11 protein-coding genes are annotated in these 15702 nt (G+C 63.6%); 10 read left to right on the top strand and 1 reads right to left on the bottom strand.

All coding sequences use genetic code 11. From position 1 onward, the window contains the following. Position 1: 1 nt before the first annotated feature. Positions 2-1759, top strand: coding sequence for a type IV secretory system conjugative DNA transfer family protein (locus EV646_RS35205; protein WP_132156496.1), 1758 nt, complete (start codon positions 2-4; stop codon positions 1757-1759). Next, positions 1756-2130 carry a hypothetical protein gene (locus tag EV646_RS35210; protein ID WP_132156498.1) on the top strand — a complete coding sequence of 125 codons (375 nt, stop codon included), beginning with the start codon at positions 1756-1758 and terminating at the stop codon, positions 2128-2130. The genes EV646_RS35205 and EV646_RS35210 overlap by 4 nt, the downstream gene beginning before the upstream one ends. 1198 nt (positions 2131-3328) lie before the next feature. On the opposite strand, the gene EV646_RS35215 is transcribed toward EV646_RS35210, so the two are convergent. Then, positions 3329-3916 carry a hypothetical protein gene (locus EV646_RS35215; protein ID WP_132156500.1) on the bottom strand — a complete coding sequence of 196 codons (588 nt, stop codon included), beginning with the start codon at positions 3914-3916 and terminating at the stop codon, positions 3329-3331. A 1284-nt stretch (positions 3917-5200) separates the two neighbouring features. Here EV646_RS35215 and EV646_RS35220 point away from each other — a divergent pair. The 8 genes from EV646_RS35220 to EV646_RS35255 all read left to right on the top strand — a co-directional run bounded on the left by EV646_RS35220 (position 5201) and on the right by EV646_RS35255 (position 14964). Continuing rightward, positions 5201-8119, top strand: a complete 2919-nt coding sequence (locus EV646_RS35220) for a tetratricopeptide repeat protein (protein ID WP_158291105.1) — start codon at positions 5201-5203, stop codon at positions 8117-8119. A gap of 472 nt (positions 8120-8591) precedes the next feature. After that, positions 8592-9617, top strand: a complete 1026-nt coding sequence (locus EV646_RS35225; protein WP_132156504.1) for a PIN domain-containing protein — start codon at positions 8592-8594, stop codon at positions 9615-9617. A gap of 519 nt (positions 9618-10136) precedes the next feature. After that, the gene (locus EV646_RS35230; protein WP_132156506.1) at positions 10137-10763 is read left to right on the top strand and encodes a hypothetical protein; all 627 of its coding nucleotides are present in this window, start codon (positions 10137-10139) and stop codon (positions 10761-10763) included. Continuing rightward, positions 10760-11245 (top strand): abortive infection family protein, encoded by a 486-nt coding sequence (locus tag EV646_RS35235; RefSeq protein WP_158291106.1) that lies wholly within the window; start codon positions 10760-10762, stop codon positions 11243-11245. The genes EV646_RS35230 and EV646_RS35235 overlap by 4 nt, the downstream gene beginning before the upstream one ends. 333 nt (positions 11246-11578) lie before the next feature. After that, entirely contained in the window at positions 11579-12418 is an 840-nt protein-coding gene (locus EV646_RS35240) for an SDR family oxidoreductase (protein WP_132156510.1), read from the top strand. Between the two features lie 9 nt (positions 12419-12427). Further along, entirely contained in the window at positions 12428-13036 is a 609-nt protein-coding gene (locus EV646_RS35245) for a class I SAM-dependent methyltransferase (RefSeq protein WP_132156512.1), read from the top strand. Continuing rightward, positions 13033-13608 (top strand): HD domain-containing protein, encoded by a 576-nt coding sequence (locus EV646_RS35250; RefSeq protein WP_132156514.1) that lies wholly within the window; start codon positions 13033-13035, stop codon positions 13606-13608. The genes EV646_RS35245 and EV646_RS35250 overlap by 4 nt, the downstream gene beginning before the upstream one ends. 9 nt (positions 13609-13617) lie before the next feature. After that, positions 13618-14964 carry a hypothetical protein gene (locus EV646_RS35255; protein ID WP_132156516.1) on the top strand — a complete coding sequence of 449 codons (1347 nt, stop codon included), beginning with the start codon at positions 13618-13620 and terminating at the stop codon, positions 14962-14964. The last annotated feature ends 738 nt before the right edge of the window (positions 14965-15702 follow it).

Here is a 15702-nt window from a genome sequence, read left to right on the forward strand (position 1 = left end):
GATGAACCAACCGAAGAATGCTCCGCCCCGCGATCTCACCGACATGATCTTCATCGGCGGGGGAGTGATCCTCGCCTGCGCTGGAGTCCTGTACCTGGCCGGCGGCCTCAGCAGCCTCCTGCTCACCGGGAAGTGGATCCGGTCGTCATGGGTCAACGCGCTCAAGGTCACGTTCGACCCACGCGATCCGGCGTCAGTCTTCGGCGTCGCTAGCCTCAATCCGCTGTTCTACTGGCTGGTGCTTCTCGCCCTGCTCGCGTTGCCTCTGCTCTGTCTGGTCATCGCAAGCCGACTCCGGCAGGGCAGGGCAGCGGGCATGACCAGCCGGATGAAGGCGGTCGCAGCGCGGCCCGGCCTGGCGACGCGTGCCGACGTCGAAGCGGCGGTCGGACGTCATCAGGTCGTACGCCGAGGCCGTTCAGCTCGGCCCCTTGCACCGGCACGCTCACCCGAGGCAGTCGGCACGCTGCTCGGTCGTTCCCGCGGGCGCGGGTGCTGGGCATCCGTCGAGGACTCCGTGATCGTGGTCGGCCCACCACGATCAGGCAAAGGCCTGCACCAGATCATCGGCGCCATCATCGACGCACCCGGCGCCGTCGTCACCACCTCAACCCGGCCGGACAACCTCGCCGCCACCCTCGAACTCCGCCGGGCCATCGGTCCAGTCGCTGTCTTCGATCCCCAAGGGCTCGGCAAAGCCGAGGGCATCCGCTGGTCCCCGGTGCGTGGCTGCGAGAATCCCACCACGGCCATGGTTCGCGCCAGTGGCCTCGCCGCCGGCGCCGGCTTCGCCAAGGGCAACGTGACCGATGGTGCCTTCTGGCACGGTCAAACCGAAATGGCGCTGCGCGGTCTGCTGCACGCCGCGGCCCTCGACGACACCGGCATCGCCCAGCTCTACCGCTGGGGCCTCGAACCAGCCTCCGCCATCGAGGCCGTTACCATTCTCAACCGCTCCATCGATGCCGCTGAAGGCTGGGGCGACACCCTCGACGGCATCGTCCGCATGGACGGCCGAACCCGCGACGCCATCTGGGCCGGCGTCCGCTCCGCCCTGTCCGCGCTCGCGGATCCCGCCGTACGCAAGGCCTTCGATCCACCACCCGGTGAAGGCCTCGACCCCGCCACGTTCATCCGCGAACGCGGCACCATCTACCTACTCGGCACCGGCGCCGGAGCCAGCGCCACCTCAGCCTTCATCGCGGCCCTGCTCGAAGACATCACCGAGTCAGCCCGCCAACTCGCCGCCCACAACCCCGGCGGTCGCCTCGAACCACCACTCGCGCTAGTGCTCGACGAGATCGCCAACCTCTGCGCCGTACCATCCCTGCCCTCCCTCATGGCCGACGGCGGCGGCACCGGCATCACAACCCTCGTCGTCATCCAATCGCTTGCCCAAGCCCGAGAACGCTGGGGCGAACAAGCCGCCGCAGCCATGTGGGACGCCGCCACCCTCCGCCTCATCCTCGGCGGATCCGCCCAACACCGCGACCTTCAAGACCTCGCAGCCGTCTGCGGCGAACGAGACGAAGAAATCCGCAACTGGAGCCGCGGCGCCGACGGTGGCCGCGCCATCTCCACCAGCACCCGTCGCATCCCGATCCTCCCGCCGGATGTCATCCGCACCCTCCCCTTCGGCGCCGGCGTCCTCCTCGCCCGCACCGCCCCACCCATCCTCCTCAACATGACCCCCTGGACGGCCCGCCCCGACGCCGACCAAATCCGCCACAGCATCGAGCTCACCAGCAAATCCCAATGAATGAAGACGACCTAGCCAAAGCTCTCGCCCTAGCCGGCGCGAGCGATCCCTACATCGTGTGCTGGCGCGACCTAGACCCACAGTCCACAACCGAGGAACTAGAACGCCTAGCCGAATGGGTCGCCTGGGTCATCCACCGCTACCGCGTCGACCACAAAACCATCCCACCCTGCTGGCCAGAACACGGCGCCCTGGTCGAAGAACTCTCCGCCCTCCGCACCTACTGGGAATCCTGCTACCAAGACGACGCCAACCCCGCCGACCCCCTAGCCTTCCACCGCGACCTAACCCTCACCCTCCGCCGCCTCCGAGACTGGTCATCCCTCCTAGGCTGCACCCGAACCACCCACCGTCCCGAACTGGTCAGCTGACCAGGAGTCTCGCAGTCCGAAGTTGCCTGGAGCCTCCGGCAAGGTGCCGCCAGGCGAACGGCCGCGCGCGATTTGATGACGAGGCATCGAGGCCCCTAGCCAAGGGATTATGAGAGCCATGCCACTTGCTACGCTGGTCAACTTCAGGCTGCGTGGGTCCGGGATTCGGCACCTCTAGCCGACTGAATCCACTCTGTTTGACGCGATTTCATGTCACGAGTCATGTCACGTGGAGGCGTCGTCGGCTAGCGAGGTTCGCTCGTCGCCGCAGTTCGCTCAAACGGGCTCGACGTGCCCAGGCTGCCGAACGAGGCTCAAGTAGATCAAGGCGCAACCTTCGGCGCGCGGCGCGGGCATGCGCATGCGGCCTCCGGCCGTTCACCGCCCGCGCCCGCACTTGGGGTCTTCAGCTGAGCCAGCAGCATTGCCTGCGGCGGGGGCCTCACGACTCCGGGATGACGCGTCGGAATCGGCCGGCGCTTTGGTCGGGGGGCGGGTTGTGTCTTCTCGTCTGCCGTTCAGCCCAGTCAGGACCTATCAGGAGCCACCAGAGGGGCGAAGATCGTTCGTCCGGTGGGGCGCTCCACCTTGGCCCCTCTGGCGTCTCCTGATCGCGCTACGCGTGGCTGAACGGCAGACGGGAAGACGTTTCGTCCTGTGCTCAGGAGTGCGAAATACCCGCCGGATCGTCGCGGTCAGAAGGGTCAAGAGAGCCGACCCTACCGATTTGGACGGCCGTCTGTTTTCGCGAAGAAGGTTTTTTTTTGATCCTGATTCACCCGATGGGGCTGGCCCAACGTTAAGGGTGTGTACGCGTGAAGCGATTTTTTTTTGATCCAGAACTGGGATCACGAGCGCGATCGCGAACACTGCGAACATGCATGCCTGGCTCAGATTGGGTGCGTCAGACCATCCACTGGCCGCCGATGCGAGGCCCGCAACCACAGCCACCCAGGCCGCCCGCGGCGTGGAAGGGCGGTCTGGACGTCTACTCGGGCGCACATGGCCATTGTGGCGGCAGGCGGAGGGATTGCAAGCAAATAGGCGCAGCGGGTACGGATTCGTAACAGCTCGGGCACGTAGGGCTTGCTAACAGCAAGCTTGGATCGGGTCGGACGACCCTGGCTATGCCGGCGGGTCGGCACCGGCGTCTAGGCGCGCAGTGGTCAGCGGTGGACGGTCTGAACTCGACTACGCGTCAGAACGGCGGTTTGGATTGGTCGGCGCGGGCGCGAGCTTCTTCCTCCTCGCGGATGGCCAGGATCTCTTGCCATTGCTCTTCGTACATCTCGTCCCGCCATTGAATATGTTGGAGCCACAGCACTATGTCATCAGGTGTGGCCGGGAGGGAGTCGCCACGCAGGTACGTTGAGAGCAAGTCACTCGCGTGCTCGGTGATGCGGCGACCGTACGTGAAGGGGCTCATCTTGTCGCGTTCTAGGCTCAGATCGCTGAGTAGATAGGTCAACTTGGCTAGTCGTCGACGCAGCGGCGGATCGCTGATCAGTGACACCTGTGCCCCAAACTCTCGCCGAACGGCATGGTAGTCAGGGTCGTTCTGAAGCGGCTGATCGTCCTCGGTCTGCCGCAGCAACGTGCGCCGTTCGAAATCATCCTCTAGCTTCAGCACAATGGAGTGAGCAGACCTAGCCGCGGCCAGGCTCTCGGATCGTCGATCGTCCCGCCTCTTCGCCCGGCTGCTCATGTAGGGGCTGAGGATTGTTCCCAAGACGCCGATGACGCCGCCCACCGCAGCGCCGATTATCCCTGCCCAGGCATCAGACACGGGTCGACGGTAGCGCGTCACAGGCTCGTGCAACATTCGTGCAACTACGGGTGGTCGCTGAGGGGGATTCACGGGGACTGGCGGTCGGTCCGGATTGGCCCGATTCACGCTTAGCAAGGGTGGTCAGGGGCGGTCTCGAACCGCCGACCTTCCGCTGTGCTCGCGGATGCTGATCCTGGCGCGCGAACCATGGTCTGACGCGCGGTTTAGGAAACCGAAGCACCTCACCGACATGCGCCCCTACAGGCGTTACCAGGCAACACCAGTTCGGCCGATCTTGACTCCAGTTGACTGGAATCGACCCCTCTTTGTTCCCATGCTGTTCCCACGCTGAACTGCTGAGCGTGGGGCTCGTTCGTGGGCTGTCGGTACTGAGCTGGCGAACGATTGGTGTTGAGCCCGGCGCGGAGCTCGTCAGCGCTCGCGCACCGCCTTGTCCAACGCGCGATTTCAGCAGCGCGCGGTCCCGGTCCGAGGGCGCCTGCCGGCGTGTTGTTCCCCAACCACCTCCGCCGTACATGGCTGTGGAGGCAGGTCCTCGCCCGCGCAGGGACCGGCTCAGGAACGTCATGATCGCAGACCGACTGGCACAGCCTGAATCTTGGCGGCTAGCCGCCGGTTGCCGCCTACTGGCCCTACGCAGGGATTCGGCCGTTGCCAGGCCGCATGGCGGAAAGCATCCTGGGATGGGGGTGGTTCTGATGCGGTGTAATGTTCGGTGCCGCCAGAGACTAGCAGTCATACGAGCTCCAAGTTGCATCGGAGACTCGCTGCGCGCACCAGCTAATCCTCGGCCGGGCTCAGCGTATGGCGGTGCCGAGACCGCCGCGGTGCGGCCTATATTGGCGTGCGAGCCAACCGAATCGGCGCGCCATGACGGATAAGCGATTGGGGTCGTGGCGCCCTGGTCCGCAGGCCCGGAGGCGTGTGGTTGCAGTCCTGAATATCCTCGGAGGGATTGTGTTGCTCGCGGTGCTGGGTTTTGCTCCGCTGGCACACCTTGCGGCATCGAGTCAGCCGGTTTCTTCCGAGATTGATACGGAGTTGCGGCGCTCAGGACCTGCGGAGAATCAGCACGGTCGTTCCCTGCGTCAGCTCCCCGCAGGGCTCCCTCCTGGGTTCAACGTGGGCAGCCTGGCAGACCTGCGTGTCTTAGCTGATGCCGCCCTCGGCCAGCGTGGCAGTCGTTCCTTGTTGAGGCTGCTTGATCAAAACGAGGCACTGCAGGACACAGCGGTTGGTGGAAAGATGTCCTTTGCACCGTACCCGTACCGGTACCCTGCGATGACGCGGCTCCTGAACGAAGCCCCCGGTCGCGCATACACCGCCGAAGCCAAGCAATTAGGTGCGGCTCTCTTACTGATGGCCGCACGACCGAACTCGAACCTCAACTTCGCGGCGGCCGCTTTCGCCGTGCTCGACCGTGCCCGCGCAGATGGTGACTGCCCTGCCCAGTTAAACCTGTTGCTACTCGTCGCCGCCGATCAGGAGCCACGTGACAAGCCAGTTCATGCCGAGTCGCAACGGGCTGAGTCAGTATGTCCTGACGATCCCACCCCGTTGTGGCTGCTCGGGCAGTACCAGTCTCAGCGGGCCCGGGTGCACAGCCTAAGCAACTCCACCGGGGATGCGGTCCCAGGCGATTCGGTTCCGGCCGCCGCCCAGCGGCAGGCTTTGGACACGCTCGAGCGGTTAGCACAACGCTTCCCCGATTCGGCCGCAGCGATCACAGGAGTTGCCGACGCGCACTTGCGAGCCGGCTTCCGGCTGGCTGTTAGTCAGCCATTCACGGCCCGACATGAACTGCAGACTGCTGCTGCGGGCTACCAGCAGGCGCGCAGCATCGAGGCGCCTGGGGCGGCGGCTGGTCTCGCCCGTGCTCTCATCGGGCTGGGCGAGCCTGGCCATGCGGCAGAACTGGCGCGGGAATCGATTGCCGGGCAGCGCACGCCGGGCCCGATGCTCGAGTTGTTGATAATGGCGGAGGAGACCGCTCACCAGTTCGGGCAGGCCGAGGCGGCTGGCCGCCAGTTGGCCAGTCGTGGCCCCGGTGCTTATCCCCATGGTTTCCCGCTTTTCGCAGTGCCCGGTGGCGCGGACGAAACTCCCGGAGATGAAGACCTCAAGCAAGATCCCATGGGGCCCCAATCTCTGGGTTGGGAGACGTACACGACACTGAGCGTCTATTTGCAGCCGCTGCCCGGCGGCGCCGGCGCGACCGTGGAAGATGTGTCCTTCATTCCGCTCTATCGCCCCGACGGAGGCGTTTTGGAAATAATGGCGAGCTGTGCAGAAGTCAGTTGGCGTCGCAACGCGATCCTGGCAGGTCATGCCCGAGCTGCGCTGACAGACTTTCCGGATGAATTCAAGTCGGTTCGTCCGATCGGAGACTATGAAAATACTGGTTGCGGAGCTCCTGGGGACATCCGGGAAATTGCGCGGCTCGAAGAGGGCCTGCCGGTCGACCGTGACTCGCTCGACTCTGTCGCCGAGAAAAGACAGAACCTTTGGCGGTGGGCGGGAGACTTGCCGCGCGCCGAGCGGACTATTCAAGACTGGCTGAAGGCGGCCGGTGCCACCACGGGCAGTCCTATGCTTCGGCTTGGCGAAGTGTATTTCCTCCAGCGTCGGTACGACGACGCCGCCGCCGCCTTCGGAGCCGCGGCCAGGCGACTTCGATATGCAGAGGAAAACAATGACCTCGGCGTGTGGCAGGCTCAGCTCGATGAGGGCGCATCGCTCATTCACGCAGGGCGAGACACAGAGGGGCTACCTCTGCTCCGCACGATCGCCGAACGTGCCGAACGAGGCGCGGCGTACTGGCGCCGCAGCAACCAAGACGCTGCAGCTCAATTTGCGGCCATTGGGTACCATGCTCGCGCCCAACTGGCGGACGCTGAACGGGAGTCCGGCGCGGTTCACGCCTCGGTCAACGACTACGAAGCTGCCCGCGAACTGCTTCCGCCACCTTCCTACAGAGGTGTCGCCGGCATTAGGAGCGAGCGTATCGACGCCAACCAAGCACTCGCCGAACTCCAACTAGGTCGGCTGGCGAGAGCCAGGCAGCGGATTGAAAGTGCCTTGCGCGCCGATCCGATGAACCCCGGCTTTCTAATGACAGCCGGCTTCATCGCCAACCGTGCCGGAGAGACTGCAACCGCGGTGCGTCACAACGCCGCCACGCTCATGAGTGATCCAGGGGCGTTCCCCGCCGCCAACGACCTCGGAGTGGAACTGGCCAAGCTAGGCCGTCGCGATGATGCAGTGACATCGTTGCGCCGAGCGGTCGGAATACGCCCAGACTACGCATTGGCTTGGTTCAATCTTGGAGTCCTTTACTCCCAGATGGGACCACGGAGAGTGTTGGAAAGCCAGGGCGCATTCGCACGAGCCTTCGCTCTAGATAAGGAGCTCGTTGATCGGAAGCCCCTCCTGACGATTGACGCACAGATCTACCGAACCGGCCTTGACCTGTCCAAGCCGCTTCCGCCTCGCTGGAGTTTCTCCCAGCTTCAGGTTCTGTCGGCCGCGCCATCCATCGGTCTGCTAGGCGCGTTGCTGCTGGGGCTCGGGCTAGCGCAGACAGCCGGCTCGAGCACGCAAGTAAGCCAGGCGGAAGGTCTGCTGGAGTCCGCCGGAAAGCGCCTCGGGCGTCTAACTCTCCTTAACCGGCTGCGCAACCCGCTGTGGGCGTTGGCGACTACCGTGCTTATATTCACACTTCCGGCCGTCATTCGCCTCCGAGCCGGGGCTACCGAAGCTGTAACCCTATCGGTAGGCGTCCTCTCGATGGCTCTACTGGCCATGTGGGCGCGGAGACTTGTCGCACGACGAGTAGGAGTGACGACACGCCAGGAAAGTTGGGGACCAGGCGTCGCGGTCGGTGTGGCGACCGCCCCGTTGGCGCCATGGGCACCACTGCCGGTGATCCGGGCAAACAGGGACATCTCCAAAGACGCTAGCTCCCGGATTCACGCCACTGCGCCGATCGCCCTTGCCATCGTCGGCATTATTCTCTCCGTTGAGTCTTCGGCCTTCGAGGTGCCGCTCAGCCGGTCGCTGGGTACCGCCGCGCTGATCATGGCCGCGTCCACTCTGCTTCCAGTTGCGCCCCTCGACGGCGCTAGCCTGGGCAAGACAGGCCTGGTTGCCGGCGCGGGCTTGGTCGGAGCGGCCGTCCTCATATGGCTCGGCGTCGTATGACGTCCATCATCGACGTACGCCTCGGCGAGAGCCCTACGTCGCCATGAGTCTGAGGCGGGCCTGCTGGAGCTAATCGAACAACGAAGCGACGCCCGGTTTAGAAGGCCGCCGGACCGCTTCGGCAGGGGCCGATTTCAGCCTCAGGGCCCGCCCTGAGTTCGGCTCTTGTCGACTCCAGCAACTCGGTTACTCGCCAGTTCGTTCCACAAAGTGTTCCGCCGGTGCTCGGTAGACACCGCCGAGCAGAGCTGGGTCGTCGTCACCAGCCAGGGGGATGGACGGGAGGTGTAAGTGGGGAGGTGTCTTCGGTCGGCTCGGCCGGCGATTGTCGACCGCGCTCCAAAGCTGTCGGTTTCGGCGCTTGAAAAGTGGCAGTCTAGGGCTCGCGGTAGCGGAAGCCCATGCCAGCGGGCATACGTGGTGAGGCCGCGACGGCAGGTTATCCGTTGCAGGGCTCTTCTACGCTTAGACGGTGTACACCGTTGCGGATCTGATCGCCGACCAGGCATTCGGCTCCGAGGTCTTCGTCGCCGATACCGACGTCTTGTTGGGCGATGCCTGTGACGCCCTGGTCACTGGCCAGCGCTCGCCTCTGCTACGTGCCGTCGACGCCGGCTCCGCAATCGGTCTCATGTCCGAGCGCGCGTTCCGCGAAATCGGCTGGATGTCGGCCTCAGCCGCGCGAGGCCGGGGCGTCGAGCACGAGGCACTTCGCGCCCTCATCACGGACGAATACCTGCCTCGCGTCCCCGTTGTCGTCACGCCGACCGCCGACACTGACCACTGGATGCCCGACGCGACCGACATAGTCGACCCTGACGATGTAGCCCACGTCCAGGTAGCCAGGCTAGTCTCCGCCAGGGCCATCTACTCGCACGACAAGCACCTGCGCCGGCCGCGGCTCGCACCCGCAACCCGAACCGACTACGACCTACGGATCGTGCATCTATCGGTGTTATCAGGTCGCCACGAGTCCGAACGCGGTATCGGACTCGTGATCGGTCTCACTGGTGTCGGTGCCACCTCAATCGTGTCGTGGACCTCCGTTCGCCTCAGCGTGAGGCCCTCCATGGTTTGGTCCGGCCTCGCTCTCGCCGCCGCCGCCAGTGCCTACTCTGTGCTCGCAGTACCCGATCGGCGGCAACGCATCGCCGAGCGGCTCAAACCGCTGATCGAGCGGGCCGGCGCGGCAATCGAGCGTGGCGATACTGCTCGCCAAGCACTCAGGGATGGCCGGCTCATTGCCGCCCCCGAAACCGATCGGCTCGAGGCATGGGTCGCCGCGCATCTCGTCCGCAACCCGGATTCGACGATGGGAGCCATTGGCGAGGCGTTAGACCTCGACACAGCCGCTCGGCGTCAGCTCCCAGCGCTACTTCGATCCCACCCGTCCTTCGAACTCGTGAGCCGCTACGGTTGGGCCGTTGGCCGTATCCGGAGCGAGTTGGAGACCCAGCCGTCGTTATCGTGGAAACCACGATCGAGCGAAACTCGGTGACCAACGCGAATGGCTTTGGGACTGCCGCTTCACCGCGCTGTGGGCACCGTAGATGTGGCATGCATTTGATGGGAGAGCGGGTTCACTCGAAACCGCGTCCCAAGGATTATTAGTCCGGCGGCCGTTGCCACAGGCGCCTACTTGAGACTCCGGGAGTCCGTGGCTCGGCCCGCCGAGACCACTCTGCCAACGCTATTTGACTCCATTTGGCCCCACGAGTGGCCCCACGCCCATGATGATTCCCGCGCCGAGCTGCACGTGTTGCGCGGCGGCATCGGACTGGCGCGCGTGCCAGCCACACCGCGCGCGCCGCGAGCGAGCCCATGAGGCCTGGCGGCAGCCGAATCTCGCCCCAAGCGGAAACGGCCGGCGCTTCTGGGTCGCACGAGGGCATCGTGCACGGCCGGGTCCTGGCGTCGGGACCGGTCTCAGCGACCGTCACCCGGGCTTGACCCCTTGTCTGGCGCTCGCTCCGGATATGCGGCGGCGCCGGTCGCCGAAGATGGCTAGCCTGGTTCGGTGAGTAGTCGACGGTGGCGCGAGGATGCATCGCCCAACCTGGTCATGTTGGCGGTCGGCAAGACACTGGCCGCGGTCCGTGACCGGGGCACCTGGATGCAGCTTGCTCTCTTGACCGACACGCGCGACGAAATCGAGGGCCACCGGCGACTCCTGCGTGCGCTCGCCTTCGGCGATGACGACTACGAAGGCGCGGTTTACCATGTTCTGCCGTTCGTACTCGGAGACCTAACCCCTCCTGGGATGGAGCCTCCACCGTTCGGAAAGCCCCTCACTGCGGAAGAGCGGTTCAAGCACCTGACCACGGTCACCGACCATCTTCGCGTGTTTGACTGGCTCGCCGAGAACGATCCTGCGCTTGCCGCCCAGATCGTCGTTGACGATCAGGCAGACACCCTGCTACCGGACGGAACGGTCCTGAACGCAGTCGAAGCGACGGCTGGCCGCTTAGGCGTCGCGGAGATGCGGAGGCAAGTTGACCGGATCCGTCGCGATCATGGCCAGGATTCGGAGGCGTTGATCGGCCACGTCAGGGATCGGTCGAGTCGACCTGCAAGACGATCCTCGGCCTCACCGGTGATCACGACACGACGGATGGCATTCCCGCACTCGTCCACAAGACGTTGAAGCACCTCGGGCTGCACCCTGAGGACGCAGAGGCAGCCGGCGGCGACGGCGTCGAGGCACGCGCGCTCAAGCGACTGTTTGGCGGACTGAGCAACGTGCTCCAAGGCGCCGGGGAGCTTCGGAACCGCCGAGGCGCAGGCCACGGTCGCAGCGGGGCGCCACTTGTCGACGATGCGCTGGCGCGCCTAACAGCTGGGTTGGTGATGTCGGCCGTCGTCTATCTCTGCGAGATTTATGAAGACCGGTTGGCAGCCTCTGCTCCGTCCGCTGACGGCCCGGCCCTTCCAGTTCCAGCCATGGAAGGCCAGTTCGTCGTCGGCAGCATCGTGCAGCACCAGACGTTCGGCGAAGGTCAACTGATTTCACTGCGCGCAACCGACTCAGGCCCGGTGATCGAGGTCGTCTTCGACCATCACGGACGCAAGAAGCTCCTCCTTCGCCAGGCGTCATTGCGGCTAGTGCGGAACCCCCCAGGCTTCTGATAACCCGCTGCTGGCGGGTAGGTCTGCTTGACGTGCGGTTTAGGAAACCGAGGGACTCCGTCGACACCAACCTCTTCAAGCCTAATGTGGCATCAGCAGTTCGGCCGGTCTTGTCGCCAGTTGACCCGATTCGACACCCCTTCGTTCCCACGCCGTTCCCCGCTGAACCGCTGTACGCGAGAGCGGACGTTGGCTCAAACGCGGTACGTGGGTGCGCTCAGCAACGACGGCACGCCCATCCCGGTCCAGCATTGAGAAGGACTCGAAACTGCCATGATTGACTGACCCGGAGTGGAGCAGGCTACCGACTCGGCCGGCGCGAGGTAGGTGCGGATGAGCACGGAACGCGACTCAAGCGAGATAGAACGCCCATGTGTTGTGATTGCAGGAGGTGCATCCGGGATTGGGCGAGCAACTTCTCTACGCCTCGCCGCTTGGGCGGAGGTGACGAACCTCGATCTCGTCCCTCCCGAGCCTCGAGGTGTTGCCGACATCGTCGTCGATCTCAGAGACGATCGGGCCGTCGGCCGAGTTGTCGCCGAACTCCCCCATACGATCAGCGGGCTCGTCTACAGCGCCGGCCTCGCTGGTACCGATGACGCGGGCGAGGTAATGTGGGTGAACGTCGTCGCGTTTGTTCGCCTGCTGCGCAGGATTCTCCCACGGATGGTTCCCGGCGCCGCTATTGTAGTCTTAGGCTCTATATCGACCTCTCGGCATGGAGTTGCTGATAGCGACTTGCGGGCGCTTCTTGACTCGACCTCACTGGAGCGTTCGCGAGCTTGGGCCCAATCGCACTCGGTGGGGCCTGTGCAGGCCTACACGCTCTCGAAATATCTCGTGGATGAATTGACAGTCGAGCTTGCCGCAATATTGCATCCTCGGCAGATTCGAATAAATTGTGTGAAGCCCGGGCCCGTGACCACTAGTCTATTGCCGCGATTTCGCGAGTCGATGGGCGCCAAAAGGATCGATACCGCAGAGCAAGTTCTTGGACGCCACGCTCGTGCCGATGAGATAGCCGCTGTCATCGAGTTCCTGCTGACCGAGTCAGCAGCATGGGTGAACGGGACGAGAATCCAGGTAGACGGCGGGCTGGGCGCATCCCTTCGAGCGCGTGGAGGGGCCATCCAACTACTCGACTTTAACTCTTTTCTCATCGACCAGGGGTAGACTCACGATGTGGAGCCATTCGACCTGATCGCGGACGACTATCAGCGGGTTCACAGCGCGAATCCGCATCAACTGGAAGCGATAGCAGAGTTGGCGCAGCACTTGCCTCCTCGTGCCAACGTGCTTGATCTCGGCTGCGGGACTGGGCTGCCTACTGCGCGACTACTCGCTGGGCAAGGGCACCGCGTGATCGGTGTTGATACTGCGGTCAGGATGCTTGAGTTGGCCCGGGCTCAGGTCCCAGAAGCGCAGTTCGTCCTCGGCGACATGCGACACCTGAGCTTCAGTCCGAACGAGTTCGATGCAGTCACTGCGTACTTCTCCCTCCTGATGCTCTCTCGAGCGGACATGGCGGCGCTCCTGACCGAAGTGAGAGCTTGGCTGCGGAGGGGTGGCCTGCTTTCCTTCAGCTTGGTCGAGTTCGATGCCGACTCAGTCGAGGTGGAGTTCATGGGAACCACATTCCAGGCGTCCGGCTACACCGAGGCGCAGCTGCCCGCTGTCCTAGAGCATGCCGGCTACGAGGTGGTCAGTCTCCGAACTGTCGACCATGCGCCCATCGAGGGCCCATCCGAGGCTCAGGTCTTTTGCCTCGCCCGGCCGCTCGAGAATCGATGAGCAACGTCGATGGTCTGGCCGACTTTCTTTACGAGGTCGGTCAGCTGAAGAGGACTTGGAGGACAGGCTGGAGCCTAGCGCGGATGAGCAACCGGGAGTCGGTCGCGGATCACTCGTTCCGCGCCGCCGTGATTGCCATGATCCTTGCTGAGCTCGAGGGCGCTGACGCCGACAGGGCGGCTGCCATTGCACTAATACATGACTTACCCGAGGCTCGACTCGGCGATATGAACCACTTGACCAGACGGTACCTCGCGGAGGAGAAGCCCTTTCGGCAAGTGGTTGATGATCAGACGGATCGCCTAACGGCGCGAGTTCGAGACCTGATCCAGCGGCGCGCTGAACAATGGGTGAGTGATAGCTCCGCGGAGGCCGATGTGGCCCGGGATGCGGATGTCATCGAGTCCATCCTGCACGTCAGAGAGAGTCTGCCCGGGCGACCGGACCTTGTAGCTCGTTGGCACACCTACCTGAGTCGATCTATCCGCACGGCGTCGGCCAAGAAGCTGATCGATGCCATTGCGAAATCGGACCCCGACGACTGGTGGCCACGGGCAGTCACAGACGAGTAGCTTGGACAGGTGCGCAGATCCGACCTTGAGGACTACGAAGAACGAGAGAGGTCGTTCGTTCGCGCCAACGGTTCCACTGCTGTTATGGATGGGGTCGTCACGGATGCCAGGAGGCTGTATAAGGATGTACACCTTCCTGAGCGTGTAGGTTTTGCTCGCTCTGGTTCGCCCCTTACGGCGCTCCTGCTGTTGTATGAGGCGACTGTTGTGTATTTTCCACCCGCTGGAAAGGCCGACCTTGAGCGTCGGTTCGGTGCTGAGTGGAATGATCTTCTAGAGCTTGTTGAGCTCGGCTCGATTAAACCGATCATTGGTCACCCGACGCATTATGCGCGCAAAGGTCACTTCGATGATCTCTTCTCCTTTAGGCCACCCTCGGTGTGGGCTAGAGGCGATGAGCTCGCTCGACGATTCGCTGATGCTGATAGTTATTGGGATCAAGCACGGGCCGTGTTGCCTATCAGTGAGATGCTCCAACTCGCTTGGGTGCGACGAAAGTTCAGAAAACACTTTCCAAGTCTGTCCCAGAAAAAGCTATCGGAGCGAATTGAGATTGAGTTAATCACCAATTTCGTTGATCTATGCATCTATGGCTGGAGCCCGCTAGCCCACCGATTGGCAGGGCTGCCGAATGTTAGTCACGGTGCCCGAAGAATTCTTGAGCTGAGTGAAATCCTGACATATCCGACTCTTATTGGAATGGGAGGTACGCCAAATTATGGGCTCAAGACCATGACCGCCATCCAGTCCGCCGTCGATGAGCCTGTGCTTCTCGGCCTAGATCGCAGCGAGAGGCGACTCGTAGATGAGTCGGCGCGCTTGTTGGTTGATGGCCTGGACTTGTCGTTTCCGTCGTCCCTCGACTTGAGTCTGGTAGCGCAGTTCCACGAAGACGGCATGTCTCGGCGACTTTGGAGAGCGATGGAGGCGCTGGAGAGCGAGGTTTCGGCGGCCGAGATTATGGTCACTGACGGACTCGTTGACCGGGCTGTTATCGCTGAGGAAATCCTTACCGGCACCCTGCGTGAAGTTCAGGGACCCGGCCTGCGCGCCGCCCGCGCCCGAACCTCGCGGAGGAGCCGGGCGTGGACTGATTTCACAATCAAGATTGGTTCAGCGGCAGCGTTATCCACCGCGTCCGCAGTTCTGGGCCAGGATTGGTTGACGGCGTTGGCAAGCGGCGCGGCTGGGGTGACCGTCCTTTGGCCTACAAAGGTGTTTGACCGCTCGATCGACAAAGTTGAGAAGGAGATCATTGACGCAGTGACAGAGCGCAGGGCGGGAGCGTTCGCAACCCAGCTCTGGTGGCTGAGTAACTGGAGAAGACAGCACCCCTCCTCTCGAACATGGGGTTGATCGAAGCGGAGCTCTGGTGCTCGTGGTCCTGCCTCGGGTTGCCGTCGGCTGCCCGCCGGGATGTGGGCCTCGCAGATTGGCGCATCCGACGGCACGACCTCATGCCGTCTGACAAATCTGGCCGATGACAATTGCTTGCTCGGAGTTGCGTGCGTGACTTCAGACGTGTGTCCCACGCGGGACTGCCGGGCCGTGGCAGGCGGCGGTTGATCGACGCGCGGACCGCTGGCAGACGTCGCCTCATGCTCGTGGGAGACCGGGCTCGAACCGTGCCCTGGGATTATGAGAGCCACGCGACTTGCCACACTGGCCGACTTCAGGCGGCAGGACTCGGTGATGCGGCCCCTCTGCCCGACTCAACCCATTCTGCTAGACGCGTTTTCATGGCACGAACCATGGCACGCGGAGGCAGATCCACAGAGCCGGCCGATCAGCGGGTCGGTGGCTGAGCTCGATGGTCGATAGGCACCACCACAAGATCCAGCCCGAGAAAGACACTGCCGCGCCTGCGTCGGCCGAATGGATGACAGCTTGTCGACTTGGTGTCGGCCGATTGCCTGCTGTTGCAACGGGCCCGCGTTGAAGCACTGTTTGCTGAGCGAGTGTCACGGTGGCGCTCAGAGGTAGTGCACGACTTACTGCGCTCGGGGAGGGCGAAGGTGACGCAACGGACAGACAGTAGATGCGCCGATAGGCAGACAGCCAACCGGAAACGACACTCGCTCAGCACCGTCAGCA

This window comes from Kribbella antiqua (genome assembly GCF_004345665.1).
GTDB lineage: Bacteria > Actinomycetota > Actinomycetes > Propionibacteriales > Kribbellaceae > Kribbella > Kribbella antiqua.

Bases quoted from the DNA above. Each gene is read 5' to 3' on its own strand.
- EV646_RS35205 (WP_132156496.1), top strand. From the start codon at position 2: ATGAACCAACCGAAGAATGCTCCGCCCCGCGATCTCACCGACATGATC.
- EV646_RS35210 (WP_132156498.1), top strand. From the start codon at position 1,756: ATGAATGAAGACGACCTAGCCAAAGCTCTCGCCCTAGCCGGCGCGAGC.
- EV646_RS35220 (WP_158291105.1), top strand. From the start codon at position 5,201: ATGACGCGGCTCCTGAACGAAGCCCCCGGTCGCGCATACACCGCCGAA.
- EV646_RS35240 (WP_132156510.1), top strand. From the start codon at position 11,579: ATGAGCACGGAACGCGACTCAAGCGAGATAGAACGCCCATGTGTTGTG.
- EV646_RS35250 (WP_132156514.1), top strand. From the start codon at position 13,033: ATGAGCAACGTCGATGGTCTGGCCGACTTTCTTTACGAGGTCGGTCAG.